16 protein-coding genes are annotated in these 16,602 nt (G+C 38.5%); 1 reads left to right on the top strand and 15 read right to left on the bottom strand.

All coding sequences use genetic code 11. The annotated features are described in order from the left end of the window. Position 1 precedes the first annotated feature (1 nt). From DWY37_RS01180 to DWY37_RS01160, 5 genes are all read right to left on the bottom strand, one after another. Complete coding sequence (locus tag DWY37_RS01180; RefSeq protein WP_158552122.1) at positions 2-238, bottom strand: helix-turn-helix domain-containing protein; 237 nt, start codon at positions 236-238, stop codon at positions 2-4. Between the two features lie 401 nt (positions 239-639). Beyond that, entirely contained in the window at positions 640-1,164 is a 525-nt protein-coding gene (locus DWY37_RS01175) for an O-acetyl-ADP-ribose deacetylase (RefSeq protein WP_117698975.1), read from the bottom strand. Continuing rightward, a complete protein-coding gene (locus tag DWY37_RS01170; protein WP_147338618.1) occupies positions 1,136-1,357 on the bottom strand; it encodes a hypothetical protein in 222 nt (73 codons plus the stop codon). The genes DWY37_RS01175 and DWY37_RS01170 overlap by 29 nt, the downstream gene beginning before the upstream one ends. Positions 1,358-1,574: 217 nt before the next feature. Then, the gene (locus DWY37_RS01165; protein ID WP_117947099.1) at positions 1,575-3,020 is read right to left on the bottom strand and encodes an MFS transporter; all 1,446 of its coding nucleotides are present in this window, start codon (positions 3,018-3,020) and stop codon (positions 1,575-1,577) included. A gap of 19 nt (positions 3,021-3,039) precedes the next feature. After that, positions 3,040-5,457 (bottom strand): glycoside hydrolase family 3 C-terminal domain-containing protein, encoded by a 2,418-nt coding sequence (locus DWY37_RS01160; protein ID WP_118544394.1) that lies wholly within the window; start codon positions 5,455-5,457, stop codon positions 3,040-3,042. A gap of 115 nt (positions 5,458-5,572) precedes the next feature. Between DWY37_RS01160 and DWY37_RS01155 the strand changes: the two genes are divergently transcribed. Next, positions 5,573-6,331: a helix-turn-helix domain-containing protein gene (locus tag DWY37_RS01155; protein ID WP_117699251.1), complete on the top strand. Its 759-nt coding sequence runs from the start codon at positions 5,573-5,575 to the stop codon at positions 6,329-6,331. Positions 6,332-6,446: 115 nt separating this feature from the next. Here the strand turns inward: DWY37_RS01155 and DWY37_RS01150 are convergent, their stop codons facing one another. The 10 genes from DWY37_RS01150 to DWY37_RS01105 all read right to left on the bottom strand — a co-directional run bounded on the left by DWY37_RS01150 (position 6,447) and on the right by DWY37_RS01105 (position 16,599). Continuing rightward, positions 6,447-7,073, bottom strand: a complete 627-nt coding sequence (locus DWY37_RS01150) for a hypothetical protein (protein ID WP_118542436.1) — start codon at positions 7,071-7,073, stop codon at positions 6,447-6,449. Between the two features lie 18 nt (positions 7,074-7,091). After that, positions 7,092-7,436, bottom strand: a complete 345-nt coding sequence (locus DWY37_RS01145) for a hypothetical protein (protein WP_118544395.1) — start codon at positions 7,434-7,436, stop codon at positions 7,092-7,094. Between the two features lie 24 nt (positions 7,437-7,460). Beyond that, positions 7,461-7,916: a hypothetical protein gene (locus tag DWY37_RS01140; RefSeq protein ID WP_118544396.1), complete on the bottom strand. Its 456-nt coding sequence runs from the start codon at positions 7,914-7,916 to the stop codon at positions 7,461-7,463. Beyond that, positions 7,891-8,190 carry a hypothetical protein gene (locus DWY37_RS01135; protein WP_118057352.1) on the bottom strand — a complete coding sequence of 100 codons (300 nt, stop codon included), beginning with the start codon at positions 8,188-8,190 and terminating at the stop codon, positions 7,891-7,893. The genes DWY37_RS01140 and DWY37_RS01135 overlap by 26 nt, the downstream gene beginning before the upstream one ends. 190 nt (positions 8,191-8,380) lie before the next feature. Beyond that, positions 8,381-9,391: a GGGtGRT protein gene (locus tag DWY37_RS01130; protein WP_117698559.1), complete on the bottom strand. Its 1,011-nt coding sequence runs from the start codon at positions 9,389-9,391 to the stop codon at positions 8,381-8,383. A gap of 19 nt (positions 9,392-9,410) precedes the next feature. Continuing rightward, complete coding sequence (locus DWY37_RS01125) at positions 9,411-10,103, bottom strand: iron-sulfur cluster assembly scaffold protein (RefSeq protein WP_022243201.1); 693 nt, start codon at positions 10,101-10,103, stop codon at positions 9,411-9,413. Positions 10,104-10,241: 138 nt separating this feature from the next. Continuing rightward, positions 10,242-11,819 carry a putative ABC exporter domain-containing protein gene (locus tag DWY37_RS01120; RefSeq protein WP_118541529.1) on the bottom strand — a complete coding sequence of 526 codons (1,578 nt, stop codon included), beginning with the start codon at positions 11,817-11,819 and terminating at the stop codon, positions 10,242-10,244. After that, a complete protein-coding gene (locus DWY37_RS01115) occupies positions 11,812-12,525 on the bottom strand; it encodes an ABC transporter ATP-binding protein (RefSeq protein ID WP_117698561.1) in 714 nt (237 codons plus the stop codon). The genes DWY37_RS01120 and DWY37_RS01115 overlap by 8 nt, the downstream gene beginning before the upstream one ends. A gap of 230 nt (positions 12,526-12,755) precedes the next feature. Further along, the gene (locus tag DWY37_RS01110) at positions 12,756-13,427 is read right to left on the bottom strand and encodes a UDP-N-acetylglucosamine pyrophosphorylase (protein WP_118087488.1); all 672 of its coding nucleotides are present in this window, start codon (positions 13,425-13,427) and stop codon (positions 12,756-12,758) included. Then, complete coding sequence (locus DWY37_RS01105) at positions 13,405-16,599, bottom strand: type IA DNA topoisomerase (protein ID WP_118541531.1); 3,195 nt, start codon at positions 16,597-16,599, stop codon at positions 13,405-13,407. The genes DWY37_RS01110 and DWY37_RS01105 overlap by 23 nt, the downstream gene beginning before the upstream one ends. Positions 16,600-16,602: the final 3 nt, after the last annotated feature.

Here is a 16,602-nt window from a genome sequence, read left to right as displayed (position 1 = left end):
TTTACACCATCCCTCCTAAATATGTTCCTAAAATCGTATTTGCATCAGTTTTGTAAAAATTAATAAATCTAAAAAGCATCTGAATACTCATTCCCTTTGAGCCTTCCTCAATTCGTGCATAATGACATAAACTCATATCCATTTCCTCAGCCGCCTTCATCTGTGTCATTTTTCTTTTTTCACGTAAATCTCTTATATTATTTCCAATCACATATGGATCAAATTTAGTTCTGCTCACTTCTGCCACCTCCATCAATTAACATCCATACTCCTCTGCATGTGATATTTTTCTCTTACTCATAATAAATTATCTCCTTTACGATTTCGTATTGGAGAGCTCCGGCGCCTTCACTCTCGTGACGTGCTCTCTCAAGCACATGTTTATTGTATATTGCCATGGATGAATTACCGACCGTGTTTACGCGACAATTTTGTCGTGTTAACACGACATTTGCATCTGCTTCTAATATACTTAAATATTTTTTACAGATAGGACTTCCGTTCGAAGCAAAAAAAAGAATCCATGCCTTTCCCGCATGAATTCATTTTATCGTTCCTTACGCATCCTTATATTCTATTTTTAATGGTGTATGTGTCTCAAATATCTGTCATATATAAAGTCTGCTATAATTAATACAATTATTTGTCGTATAATTTATCAACCTCGGCTTCATACACCGATTCAGTCTGAGTATCAAACAGCACCCATTCCACCAAATCGAAGCTGTCCGGATTATCTTGCAAGAACCTGTTTACTGTATGTACTGCAATCTTTGCTGCCAACTCAACCGGAAAACCATATGCTCCCGTTGATATGGAAGGAAATGCAATAGACCTTATTCCATTATCCATTGCTAACTTCATAGAATTAAAATAGCAGTTAGCAAGAAGTTCCTCTTCTCTATTTCTTCCACCATTCCATATCGGTCCGACAGTATGTATAACATCATCACATGGCAGATTATATGCCTTAGTGATTTTAGCCTCTCCCGTATCACATCCATGAAGTGTCCTGCACTCCACCAGAAGTTCCGGTCCTGCGGCTCTGTGAATAGCACCATCTACTCCGCCTCCTCCAAGAAGAGAGCTGTTTGCTGCATTCACGATTGCCTGCACATCTGTTATTTTCGTAATATCACCTTTTATCGTCTTGATCAAGTACATTTTCTTCTCCTTTATCTTCAACAATTAATGCTAAATAATATGCAAATGGAATCAATATTTTCTGCTGTACAGAACTCTCATCATACACAATTATCTTCTTTTGAATAGCATTTAAATCTGTGAAATACGCTAAATACAGACTGAACAATTCCCAATATGTTTGATCCCAAATCAAAGCCTTTTCTTCACTCACTTTTATAATACGTGGAAAAAGCATAATTTGTAGAAATCATTTTTATAGTTAATCCATAATTATTACAAACAGATTCTATCACCCTATCTATATGATTTGCTGTATATTCAGAACCATTATCACGTACAATACTATTTTCATATATAAAATCATCAATTGTCATTCATATCACTTTTTTCTAAACTCATCAATTATAAGGTCATCACAACTAATTGAATCATTTTTTATTTGTGCTTTTTATTTCCGCTACCAGTTCTTCATACTTACGTTCGTCAATAATATATTTCCGTTTAATCAGTATATAAGCAGCTCCTATAGAAATTACCGGAACAGCTACAATTCCAAGACGCAATATAAATCTTTGTCCGGCATCTGCTGTCTGAATAAATTTATCTGCCTGTACAATTACATTTTCCGAAGTAAGTTCTCCTGTACCAGCTTTTATTTCTAATCCGGATATTTTCTGACTGATTGCATAAATATTGCTTATAATCAGTATTAACGCAACAACCGCCTGATCAACTGCACTTGCCAGCTTTGTTGCAAAAGATCTTACTGCTGAGATAATACTGTCATGTCGTTCATGAAACCGGACTTCATCATACTCTATGGTATTATTTAACATGACAATCATCGTCATATTGAATGCCCCCTGCGAAAAGAAGATTAGAAAACCGATGATATTCAGTAAAACAACACTTTTTGGTACAATGTAGCCTACACTCATAAAAAGTATATACCCAATGACTGTAATGCTGGTAGCTGCAGTTATAATCTGATTTCGTGTGAATTTTGAGGAAAGCCACGCAAAAGATGCCTCTGATATCAGCGTTCCTAATCCATACATAATTGTAAACCAAAATACAAGACTGCCACCTACAGAATATCCAAATTCAAAATAAAAGAAATTCATTCCAATCATAATCAGAAGACCATTTCCGATTTGGAATAATAAACATGCAATTCCAATCACTATCAACTGATCATTTCTCAGGAATATATGAAACATATCTTTTAATGACAGTGTTCTCTTCTTTTCCGGTCGTTTTCTCTCTTTTACTCCAAACACTGTAAGTAGCTGGAAACCAATAAAACAAAAAGCAATCACAATCGCAGCCGTCCGATATGCCATAATCGCATTTCCAGCTACCATATCAGGGAGCAGACCTGCAACTGAAAACTGTCCGATACAGATAAAAATTCCCTGTACGGTTACCAGCCAGTTCCGTTCTCCCGGATCTGATGTAAGACTCGGCAGCATTCCCCAATAGGCAATATCATTCATTGTGTAAGTCATTCCCCATAAAAGATATCCCACTCCAAAAAATGCAACAAATCCCCATCCTTCCGGCCTTACTGTAAACAAGCAGATAATTATCAGGCTGTTTAAAATTACTCCTATAAAAATCCAAGGTTTAAATTTTCCGGCTTTCAAATGCGAATTTTCAATAATAATTCCCATCATTGGATCATTAATGGCATCCCACAGCAGACACACTACCATAATTGCTGATATTACTGCATATTGGGCAACTGTCAGTTTCATCGTATATTGAATGTATGTAAGAAGAAACATAGAGACAAGTGCATACGCCATATCTCTTCCGGTTGCTCCTATACAATAGCTCCATTTTGTGCGTTTATCCAATTTATTGTTTTCCATATACGACTTCCCCCTCTCTCTATTTCTTCAGCAGTCTTTTTAAAGCCTGCAGATATTTTTTATTTGCATTGTAAACTAACATATCGATTAACTTCGGAGTTGCAATTCCACCACTGGTTGCAATCAGTCCTTCCAGATTTCCTTCTTCGACTCCCATTTTTACCATTTTAAAGGCCGGGTCCCGCTCTGATTTTCCCCGAAGTATAATCTTAAGTCCAATATGTACGACTCCACGAACAATTTTTCCAAACATTGAGACATTTACCACATCCTGATAGGAATCGTAAACCGTATACTCTCCACGCTTTTTTTCTTTGTCATGTTTCGGTTCACCGCCTAATAGCTGATAAAATTGTTCTGCACTGATTTCCATTCCATGTGGCTGCTCTCTAAAATAATCCGGAAACAGTTCTCTTTCATTTCTAAAATAACTATTTCCTACTACTTCCATATTCGCCTTTAATTGCAAATCATGTACCGATGCTCCGATACAGATCTGATATTTGCCGCTTAACATGGAAAAGGCTTTTTTCTCTACATCATAGACGGAAAAACTTCTTTCATCCAGCTCTAGTATAACTTCTTTTTCTTCTCCCGGATGCAGATATATTTTTTGAAATCCCTTTAGTTCTATATGGCTTCTGATAACATCTGATTCAATCGGGCAGATATATAACTGTGCTATTTCTGCTCCACTCACTTTTCCGATATTTTTAATTTTAAAACGAATTTGTATCTTTCCACCACTATATACTTCAGGTACATTCAATTCCGAATAGGAAAAAGAAGTATAGGAAAGTCCATAACCAAACGGATATTTTACCGGAACATGGAATGTCTCATAGTAACGATAACCTACAAAAATGCTTTCCCTGTATTCTACATCATCATTCGGAGGTGCAAAATATCTCCATGCCGGAGTATCTTTTTCTGAAAACGGAATTGTCTCTGCCAATTTACCGGATGGATTCACCTCACCACTGATTAAGTCAGCAACAGATTCCCCTACAGCCTGTCCTCCGAGGTACATGTGAAGAATTGCTCCTACATTCTTTTCAAAACTAAAATCCATAGGCGCACCACCGAAACTAATTGCTGCAATATGATTTTTTCCGACAGTTTCTGCAATTTCAGCCAACAGCTCTTCCTGATTTTGAGGGATTTTAAGATTTTTCCTGTCGTATCCTTCTCCTTCATAAGATTCTGTAAGACCGATAAAATATAGAATCACACAATCCTTTTTTCTATATTCCTGTTTCAGTTTTTCTATCGTATCCTGTAGTTGCTTTTCTCCTAATTCCTCCGTTTCATTCTGATATCCCTGTATATAAGTTACCTGATATCCTTTTTCACGTATTGCTTCAATCGCATTTGTCATCTTCGTCGGCTGGATATGACTGCTCCCACCTCCCTGAAACCGCATCTGCCTGGCAAGCTCTCCAATAATGATTACCTTCTTCTCTTTTCCAATTGGCAAAACACTATTATTTTTCAAAAGTACTGCACTTTCATTTTCCAGTTTACGTGCCACCTGATTCTGTTCTTCCATATCTACCTCATAATTTTCTTCTATATTTTTATGAAGTGATACAAAATTCTGCAGAACATTCTTAGTCCAGTTATCCAGTTCCTGATCCGTAATCCGGCCATCCTTATACGCTTCTTTTAACACATCTGTGTGGAAGCCTTTCGGATCTGGCATTTCCAGTGTCAGACCATTTTTCATACAGCTTACAATATCATTTGCTGCTCCCCAATCCGACACCACACCACCTTGATATTTCCATTCTTTTCTCAGAACATCTGTCAGTAAGTATTTATTTCTTGCTCCAAATTCGCCATTAATCCTGTTGTATGAAGCCATTACAGAAGTCGGTTTTGCTTTTTTCACAACTTCTTCAAAAGCCGACAGATATATTTCCCTAAGAGTTCTTTCATCAATCTGGCTATTGGATGTCATTCGTCTTGTTTCCTGTGAATTAACAGCATAATGCTTTAAACTCGTACCTATTCCAAGGCTCTGTACACCTTCGATATATCCCGTTGCCTGCTTTCCTGTCAAATACGGATCTTCACTGAAATATTCAAAATTTCTTCCGCATAAAGGAGAACGCTTGATATTGATTCCGCAGCCTAGCACAATAGATATCTGCTCTTTTTTTGCTTCTTTCGCAATCGCTTCACCCATCTTTTTAACAATAGCAGGATTCCAACTGCAGGCTATTGCACTTGCAGTTGGAAAACAGGTTGCTGGCTTACTGGTTTCAATATCCCCAATCTTTTCCTGTTCCAGTTTTCGAATCCCATGTGGTCCGTCTGTCATCATAATAGAGGGGATTTTCCCATTACAGTCATAAGTATGCCAGTCACCAACACCGCCTAAAAGCCGGATTTTTTCATCTATTGTTAACTGTTCGCATATTTTATCAATGTTCATCTCTTTTCCTCTCTTTTAATCTCTTAATTGCATTTTATCTATTTCCGGCATATAATTATATTGATTTATCGTGTTTTATGTCAATTTATCGTGTTTTTGACAGGAGGAATTACCTATGTATAAAATGAAGTCAGACATCAATTTTTCACTCACACATGAAATGTTGGAAAATGCAGAAAATGAACGGATACATACATCTTATGCACAGGAAAAAGCAATTCTCGAATGTGTTTCAAACGGAGATATTCACGCATTGGAGAATACCTATTATTCACTCCCAACAACTGTTTACGGAAAGATGACCTCTTCCAATTCCAAATTAAAATTACTTTTTTATGCAAGTATTGCTAATACAACTTTAGTTACCAGATATGCCATCGAAGGAGGACTTAATGAGGAAACTGCTTTTTCCTTAAGTGATGTATATATACGAAAAATGGAACAATGTACCGATGTTGACGCTTTAATGAAATTAAATGAACAGATGGCTATTGAATTTACGCTTCGTGTTGCTGAAGCAAAAAAGACTCCAAAAAACTACTATTCACCAGCTATTTCTCGCGTCATTGATTATATCTATCATGGTAAAAATAAAACTTTAACCTTAAATCAACTGGCATCTTTAGTTAATTTAACACCTAAATATCTGTCTGCCCTGTTCCATAAAGAAACCGGACAGACGCTTACTGTTTTTATCCATAAAGTTCTTATTGAAAAGGCACAGAATTTACTGGCACATTCCGACTATAGTCTGGGTGAAATCAGTACTTACTTGAATTTTTCATCTCAAAGTTATTTTATTTCTATTTTTAAGAGATACACTGGTATAACTCCCGGACAATATCGTAAAATGCATCGCCAGATTAGTTGGTAAAATAGAAAATAAAATAAGAATATCGATGATTAAACGTTACTATCGCCAGAACTTTTCTCGTCTTGAAGATAAAAGAAAGCTACCAGTTTTTCCTCTGATAGCTTTCCATTCATTCTTATTCTGTTGGGAACATCGCTGCTTCCAGCTTATTCATCTCTGTATCCGAAAGACCATATTTTCCTGAATTATCTTTTTCCACGGATACTTTTACAGTAACCGTTTTTCCATAACTGTTCTTTTCAAGACTCTTCTGGACACTTTCTGTTAATACGGCTGCAAAGACTTCCGGATCATTTCCATCCAATCCCTGCTTTATTTTTTCATTGCTTACCTCTGTAGAGCTTTGTTGCAATGTCTGAAATACATTGGATGGTTCAACTTGTACACTTACTGTATAAACTCCATCCTCTTCTTTCACATCCTGTACTTTGTATTTTGCCAGTTTCTTTACTTCTGTCAGTTTTTCCGTATAATCAGCAATTCCTTTATCCGTAATGTTATCGGAATCATCAAATTGCTTTTGGATGCTCTCATTAAAATCCTCTTCGATTTCTTTCTTTGCATCTTTTTCCGAGAGTTCTAACAGATTCGCATAGTCCTTATATTCTCCATGATAGTATGCATCAAGAGAACTTTGGGCGTAAGATTTGGCATCGAAGTCTGGTTGTTTAGAGCACGCACTAATCCCAATACTTAACATTATCGTTCCCAAAATCATTAGATACTTTTGTAAGTTTTTCATCCTGTTATCCTCATACTTTTACTTTACAAAAAAATCCACAAATTTTCCGGCCTTTGATGATAGTTTAAATTTATATTCTTGTCCTTCATACTTGAAAGAAAACTTTCCACCAAATAATCCGGCTTTTCCTTGGATATTTTTCATATTTGGAATATAAATTTTTGCTAATTGTTTGCCATAAGAATTATCAATATTGGCTCGGTGAATATATAAAATATCTTCATATACACTCAGCAATACTAATCCCTTAACGCTCCCAATAAGACCACCTATTTTATTGCTAAGTGATGCATAAATGTAATTATTTTTTTCATCTAAAAACTTATCACTATATAATTGCTTTTCCATTTTTTCTAAATTCATAATTCTTTTTCCCTGTATTTAATATTAAAAACAGAAGGGTCTTTCCGGCAGTTTTTCAATTTTATATTTTTCGAATTTCATTCTATAGTTTGCTTCTAATACTTCATGAGTACTAGCTTTTTTTTCCAATTCCAACATCCAATTTTTAAAACCACCATCTCGTACAAAATATCTTTCTTCTGGCCATGATTTTAATTCATTGTAAACCGTATGCAATGCATTATCAAAAAGTTCTTTTTTTCTTGTCCAGCTACTAATGTATACATAATCCTCATATTCTACAATTGTTCCTTTATTTGGGTTTTTAAAATATCGTTCATATCCATTCTTTACGTCCTCAAAAGTCACTTCCCCTTGTAACGGAATATATGCTTTTTGGATTAATTGTTGGGCAATTTGTTCACTATAAATTTCATGCATTTGCATATCCATCGATCGTCTTTCTATTTCTAAACTAGAAGTTTTTTTTCTCATAGCCATATAATGTACTTTCCTTACATGTCAGTTTACAATCATTTTCCATCCATAAATCCCCAAAATCAGCATATGAAATATCCCTATCTACCATTACCTGTCCCACATTTTCATATTCAGATAATGCTTTTCTTCCAGCTATTCTTGCATCCCTTTTACTAGCAAATTCAGATTTTGATTTACGCTTTCTTTTTCCATCAACACTTGCCATCTCAAATGAATACTCATATACTTTTTTGCCAGACCTCAAAAAACGTTCTCTTACCATAATCTCACTCATATAATTCTCCTTCCACATAATGAATATATAAGTAATACTAATAAATCGACTCTTTGAAATCTATGACCTGCGAGGCTAAAAAATTTAACAAAGTATTTAGATACCTCCTTTAATATGAGAATATAAAAAGAGACTTCCGTCTTAATTTAAACGGAAGTCTCCAAAAATCCTATAAAATCAAGCTTTCTATTTAGAATTTACCAGCTTTTGCTGCTTCCTCAACGGAAACGGCAACTGCTACTGTAGCACCAACCATTGGGTTGTTACCCATTCCGATTAAGCCCATCATCTCAACGTGAGCTGGTACGGAAGAAGAACCTGCAAACTGTGCATCAGAGTGCATACGTCCCATAGTATCTGTCATACCATAAGAAGCAGGACCTGCAGCCATGTTATCTGGGTGAAGGGTACGTCCTGTACCACCGCCGGATGCTACAGAGAAGTATTTCTTACCCTGCTCGATACATTCTTTCTTGTATGTACCTGCTACTGGATGCTGGAAACGTGTTGGGTTGGTAGAGTTACCAGTAATGGAAACACCAACATTCTCATGATGCATGATTGCAACACCTTCCTGAACATCATCAGCACCGTAACATTTTACAGTTGCACGAAGTCCGTTAGAATATGCTTTTTCATATACAACATTAAGTTTTGCTGCTTTGTAATCATACTGTGTCTCAACAAATGTAAATCCGTTGATACGGGAAATAATCTGTGCAGCGTCTTTTCCAAGTCCGTTTAAGATAACACGAAGTGGTTTCTGACGTACTTTGTTTGCTTTCTCAGCGATTCCGATTGCACCTTCAGCAGCTGCAAAAGACTCGTGTCCAGCTAAGAAACAGAAGCACTCTGTCTCTTCCTCTAATAACATTTTTCCAAGGTTACCATGTCCAAGACCTACTTTTCTGTGGTCAGCAACAGAACCTGGAATACAGAATGCCTGAAGACCTTCACCGATTGCTGCAGCAGCATCAGCAGCTCTTTTGCATCCTTTTTTGATTGCGATTGCAGCACCTACAGTGTAAGCCCAGCAAGCGTTCTCGAAACAGATAGGCTGGATTTTCTTTACCTGATCATATACATCAAGTCCAGCATCTTTTGTAATTTTTTCAGCTTCTTCAATAGAGCTGATACCATAGCTGTTTAATACAGTGTTAATCTGGTCAATTCTTCTTTCATATCCTTCAAATAATGCCATTATCTTCGTCTCTCCTTTCTTACTCTTCTCTTGGGTCAATGATCTTAACAGCATCAGCTACACGACCATACTGGCCTTTTGCTTTTTCCCATGCAGTGTTAGGGTCATCACCTTTTTTGATAAAGTCTGTCATTTTTCCAAGAGAAACGAACTGATATCCGATAACTTCGTTGTTCTCGTCAAGAGCGATGCCTGTTACATAACCTTCAGCCATCTCTAAGTAACGAACACCTTTCTCCTTTGTTGCGTACATAGTACCAACCTGGGAACGAAGTCCTTTTCCTAAATCTTCCAGACCAGCACCTACTGCAAGTCCGTCATCAGAGAATGCACTCTGAGTACGTCCGTAAACGATCTGTAAGAATAACTCTCTCATTGCTGTATTGATTGCGTCACAAACAAGGTCAGTATTTAATGCTTCAAGAATTGTTTTTCCCTGAAGAACCTCTGCTGCCATTGCTGCTGAATGTGTCATACCTGAGCATCCGATTGTCTCAACCAGTGCTTCTTCAATCACACCATTTTTTACATTTAATGAAAGCTTGCAGGCACCCTGCTGTGGTGCACACCAGCCTACACCGTGTGTAAATCCTGAAATATCTTCAATTTTTTTGGAATGAACCCATTTTCCTTCTTCTGGAATTGGAGCTGGCTCATGTTTTGCGCCCTTGGCAACAGGACACATGTTTTCGACTTCCTTCGTGTAAATCATTATAAGACTCCTTTCGATATGAAATATATATCATGTTAAACTTTGTTATACATTTAACACACCGCCCTCATTTTCTCACATTTTTTTACATTAGTCCAGTCTTTTTTACAGGAAATGCCCCTTAATTTTCTCAATTTGTTAATCTAATGCCTCCATCCGCTCAAATGCAAAGGATGCTCCGATTGCTCCAACCAGTGTCAGCAGGAATATAACGACTATCATCATAATAAATCCTGCAGTCACGGAAATGAACGCTCCCGTTGCTACTGCCACAATGATTCCGACACATAATACCAGTCCCTGGAACAGCATCCGAAGAATCGTTCTGCCCAGTTCTCCAAACATTTTCCCTATCACGACATCTGCCAGCATATTCATATAAAGCTTATTAGCATTCAGGCACATATATAAAATGACGGTCAAAATCATGTAAGACACCGGAAGTCCCATTACGATACTGCCCGGCAGCGTAATCAGAAGTCCGTCAATCAGCGCACGGATATGTTCCATTTTGGTGGCATACCACATTTTCTTAAAATTGCTGTCCGGAATCAGATAGGTGTATGGATTTGCCAGTTCCTTCGACCACTTCGTCTTATAACCGCTGAAAATAAAGATAACATAGGCAATGACGCCCGGAATTACAAACATTTTAAAAGGCTGGCTGGAAATTTTATTATAATAAGAAACAACCGCAATTGCCACACCTATGACCAGAAACAGCACCGAATTCCAGCCAAAGATAAAGAAACGGTTTTTACGGTATTCTAATACCTGCCGGTAGAAAATTGCTTTAGCGTAAGTTCCCTTATAAGCCATCTTTACATTCCGTAAATACTTTTTCTTGCCATTTCCCACTACAACCTCGCCCTTTTTCGAGCGTTTCATCCGGTCATCATAATCTTCTGCAAATTTTGCAGCATCTTCATAGAATTCTCCGGTACACTTCATCTTTTTCGCATAAAGTACCAGAAAAACAGTACTGGTTAAAAGAAGTACGGTTGCCACCACATTGATTCCTGCAGGACCTATAATAATAAGCTGAATCAATGCAATTTCCCAGCCTATAATCGGAATCAGCTGTACCACCGGAAGCTGGATTAAGTCCACAAACACAGATAACTGCATGCCTTTCACCGAAACAAAATAGATTGCCACCAGTGCAAAAGCTGCCATTACTCCATACATAATATAGGTAAGTACGGTAAAGAACTGTTTAGGAAGTGTTTCATTTCCATAGCAGATAATCATTAACGCTCCCTCTAAAATATTTTCCAGTACACCAGCATAAAGGAAATATAAAATCATCTTATATGGTGTAACACCAAATACACCAATTCCAAGTACCAGTACAAATAGTTCAACAATAAAATTGGTTAAGAACTGCTTCATTCCGGCATGAAGAATAACTTTCTTCGGTTCTTCCGGTGCAGCAAATACAAAATGTACTTCTGACGGGCGGAACAACAGTCCTTTTCTCTTGATATAGGAAATCAGATTTGCCGGAACAATCATAACCATCAGTACGGATAAAACAGTTGCAATTCCTTCCGGGCTGTTTAATCCGAAATCGACAGACATGGAACCAAGTCCATACAATACCAATGCTGCATATAAAACAACAAATACCAGTGCAAGAAAAGTCTGTGGCCGTTTCAGGCTCCGCTTCACTTTATTCTTAATGGTCTGGAAAAAAACAAAGGAAAGACTACTCATGTTCTTCACCACCAGTCTTTGGTTCTGTCACTTCAAAGAACAGTTCTTCTATGTCTTTATCCGCAATTTCATTTTTGTTAAATGTTGCTATAATTTTCCCTTGTTCCATTACAAACATCACATCCCACAAATCTTTTACCATTTCAAGCATATGGGTACTGATAAGAATGGTACAGCCTTTCTCTTTTAACTCAAGCACAACTTCTTTCAGTTCTTTTATGGCTGCCGGGTCAAGTCCAACCATTGGCTCATCTAACATCACAACCTTTGGATGAATAGCAAGTGCACAACAGATACTGACCTTCTGCATCATTCCTTTGGACAATTCATTTCCCAGCTTCTCCTGTTTATCCAGAAGTTCAAAACGTGTCAGCAGTGCATCTATTTCTTCCTCTGTAATGTCACTGTTATATGCCCGCTTCACATATTCGATATGCTCCCGCACCGTCAGCGCTTCAAACATTGCCGGAATCTCCGGTACATAGCCAAATATTTTCTTCGCTTCCAGGCTTCTTGCCTTCATTCCATTAATACCAACACCGCCTTCATAACGAAGGAGTCCTGCAATACTCTTTATAATGGTTGATTTTCCGGCACCATTTGGTCCAAGCAGGATACCGACCTGACCATCCTGCACCATAAAGCTGACATGGTCCACTGCCACATTCTTTCCATATTTCTTAGTAAGCTCTTGTACTTCTAACATTTTCACCCTCCAAAATTCACGAGAAACACTCTTTGTATGCTTCCCGTATATACTGCGAGAAACACTCTTTTCAAAGTTCTCGTCCAACTAAAAAGCAGCCGTATGTATTACTTAATTAATACAGTAATGCATACAGCTGTTTTTGTCAACCACTCATTTCTTAATTTTCTATTGTCATTTTTCTGCAAGCAGCTACCGCAGGTAACTTCTGCGGGTAAATTTCCATCCGTTTAGTCTTCTGCTTTACTTACAATTTCATTCTTATTCTTATAAATAGAATGCGCCGGAACTACTCCACGTACCGGGGAAAGCGGATAAATATTGGTATGTGGTCCGATGACCGTTCCCGGATTCAATACGGAATTACAGCCGACCTCTACAAAATCTCCTAACATGGCACCGAATTTCTTACGTCCGGTTTCCATCTTCTCATCAGCAGATTTTACTACCACCAGTGTCTTATCGGATTTTACATTGGATGTGATGGAACCTGCTCCCATGTGTGACTTGTATCCTAAAATAGAATCTCCCACATAATTATAGTGTGGTACCTGCACGGAATTAAAAAGAATGACATTCTTTAACTCGGTAGAATTGCCTACCACCGTTCCTTTTCCGACAATTGCATTTCCACGAATGAATGCGCAGTGTCGTATTTCAGCATTTTCATCAATAATTAAAGGACCATTTAAACATGCTGTCGGTGCCACGACAGCGGATTTTGCCACCCAGATATCCTCACCCTTCTGTTCATAAACATCCGGATTCAATGTTTTTCCCAGTTCTTTGATATAATCTCCGATTCCGGCAAGTGCCTCCCACGGATAAGTAAATTGTGCAAGATAATCCTTTGCGATTGTCTCCTCTAATGTATACATATTACTGATTTTGCACTGTTCCATCTTTCTCTTCCTCTCTTTCTTCTTCCGGTTTCCGGTCAAAATCAAAACGGATTTCATCCTCTTCAAACTTCAGACAGGTATCAAATACATTTCCTGCTTTCGAAGTAAATCCGGTTATTTTTTTAGCGGTATATCCTTTTGCAAAAAGCTCTTCTAATACTTCTTCAGCCAGTTCCACCTTTGCTACATAACGGTTCACCCGGAATCCGCAGTCACATTCATAGTACCACTGGCTTTTCTTTAACAATGCCCCACACTTTGGACATTTTACTTTTGTCTCTTCCGGTTTCGGACGCTCCGGAAAGTCAAATTCAATGCGTCCATCCTCGGTAAGCTTCAATGGTGCATCAAATTTCTTGCCATTCTTAGACTTAAATCCTGTTATAATTTCTGTCTTTCCAGTTAGTAAAAGTGCTTTCACCTGAGTTTCCTTTAATTTTACACCAGCTATTTTACCGATTGAGAAACGGCAGCTGTCCTCTTTGTTTCTGTCATAATTGGCACAGCCATAGCCAAATGGCGTCTGCACAATATCACCCTGACACAGTGGACATTTTACATCTTTTACCTTCTTTGCTTCCACATGCTCAAAATCAAATTTCAGGACTTTCTGTCCATTCTCATCTTCTCCAATCATCAGGCAGGCATCAAATTTCTTCTTATTCTTTGAAGTAAATCCACGAATCGTTCCGGTTCTTCCATTGGTCAGAAGCTCCTTCACCTGGGCAGTGTTTAAATCTTTCCCGGCTATTTTGCCAATGGCAAACCGGCAGCCAGCCTCATCTTCTGCTTTATAATTGGCACAGCCATAACCAAATGGCTTTATTTCTATTGCTCCGCCACACAACGGACAGCTTACGCCCTCTATGGTCTCCGGCTCATTCTGTGAAAAATCAAAGGTTATATTCGGTTTTCCTTCTTCATCCTTTGTCATCACAAGGCAGGCAGAAAACTTCTTCTTATTCTTCGAAGTAAATCCCTTTAAGACTCCGGTTCTGCCTTCGCTTAATAACTGCTTTACTTCTTCATCGTTAAGCTCTCTTCCGGCGATGGAACCAATAGCGAAACGGCAGCCACTGCCATCTTTATTATAATTCGAGCAGCCATAACCAAAAGGTGTAGTCTCAATCTCGCCGCCACAGACCGGACAGGTTGCTCCGATTTTAACCCTTGCCTTCATATCTTTAGCATTGCTGCCAGCCAATGGACGAATCCGACCCGCAATCTGGCTGGTGAGATTTTCATTTATCATGGAAACTGTTTCTTTCCGGATAAATTCCTCTAACTTCTCCCGATAATCTTCCATCGGAACCGTTCCCTGGGTAATGCCATCCAAGCCCTTTTCCCAGGAAGCGGTCATCTTCGGATTCAAAAGTGCCGGAACAGTCATATTCACCACTTCATAAACCATCTCGCCTAAGGCTTCCGGCGTCAGCACCTGTGTTTTCTTATTCAAAGCAAGGTAGCCGATACGCACCAGCTTCTTGATGATTTCTGCCCTTGTAGCAGAGGTTCCAATTCCGGAGCCTTTAATCTGTTCTCTTAATTCCTCTTCCTCGATTAACTGTCCCGCATTTTCCATGGCAAGCACCATGGAACCTGAAGTATAACGCTTTGGTGGAGAAGTCTTTCCCTCTTTTACCAGAAATTCTTTTACTTCTGCGGTATCTCCTTCTTTGAGACTATCTGCAAGTTTTAGTAATGCTGCGCTGTTCTTGGGATTGTTTTCTTCTCCGTCGCCATCTTCCTTTTCCCGTTTTTCTTTGGTATCCGGTCTTCCGGCAATTTCAAGATATCCGGGAACCTTTAATACTTTTGCTCCGGCAAAGAAAGATTCCTTTTCAATTCCGATGGTCAGCTTTACCGTCTGATACTGTGCCGGCGGATAAAAAATACTTAAAAAACGCCGCACAATCAGTTCGTAGACCCGCTTCTGCAATTCCGTCAGCGACTTATATTCATTGACCTGTCCGGTTGGAATAATAGCATAATGGTCTGTAATCTTACTGTCATCGGTATAACTGCTCTTTCCGATATTTTTATATAAACCATGTTCCATAATATTTTGTACAAAAGGTGCAACCGGCTCAAAGGAACGGAGTCCTCTGATATTCTTACTGATTTCTTTTGCAACGGCAGAAGATAATACTCTTGCATCTGTTCTCGGATAAGTAGTCAGCTTTCTTTCATATAAGTCCTGTGCTACCTGCAGCGTCTCGTCCGGGCTGATTTTAAACCTTTTCGAGCACTCTGCCTGCAGCTCCGCCAGGTTAAATAAAAGCGGTGCACGTTTCTTTGCAATTCCTTTATCTACTGTTTTTACAATCGCTGTTTTATTAGTTAAATCTTCAATTAATTTTTCTGCATGTGTTTTTTCTTTGAATCCATTCTCTTTATAGAGCAACGGAGACGCATAATAAGAAGAACCTTCTACTGCTTTCCATTCGCCTTCTATCTCTGCATCAAAAAAATTCCCCACTACCCGATAAAATGGTGTCTCTACAAAATTACGGATTTCCCGCTCCCGGATTACAACCATGCCAAGCACACAGGTCATGACACGGCCAACTGCAATTGCAGTATAGGACTTGGTTCCTGCCGCATCATTTAAGAGATTTCCATATTTTACAGACATAACACGGGAAAAATTAATTCCCATAGCATAGTCTTCAATGGTACGCATGATTCCGGAATTGGCAAGATTATCATAATCTGACATTGGTCTTGCTTCTGCAATTCCTCTTTTAATTTCTTCCTCTGTCTGCGAATCTATCCATACCCGCAGCTCTTTCATACCTTCACGGACTCCACCGAACCGCCGGATATTCTCTTCAATGGTCTGTCCTTCTTTTCCGGCATCGCCTGCCCAGTAAACGGTATCAATATCTTCCCGGTGTAAAAGCTTATGTACGATGTCATACTGTTTGCTTACAGATGGTATGACATTATATTTATAATCTTTCGGAAGAAATGGAAGGTCTTCTAACTTCCACTTCTTATATTTTATATCATATTCTTCCGGATATACCATTTCCACCAGATGACCAACACACCAGGTAATAGCATAGTGACTGTCTTCGATATATCCGTCATTTCTGCCGGATACGCCAAGAATTCGTGCAAATTCCCGGGCAACACTTGGTTTCTCCGTGATAATTAACGACTTACCCAACCG

This window comes from Roseburia sp. AF25-13LB (genome assembly GCF_003478915.1).
Classification (GTDB): Bacteria; Bacillota; Clostridia; order Lachnospirales; family Lachnospiraceae; genus Roseburia_C; species Roseburia_C amylophila.
The sequence above is the reverse complement of the archived record's forward strand: the minus strand, read 5'-3'. Positions and strand labels throughout refer to the sequence as shown.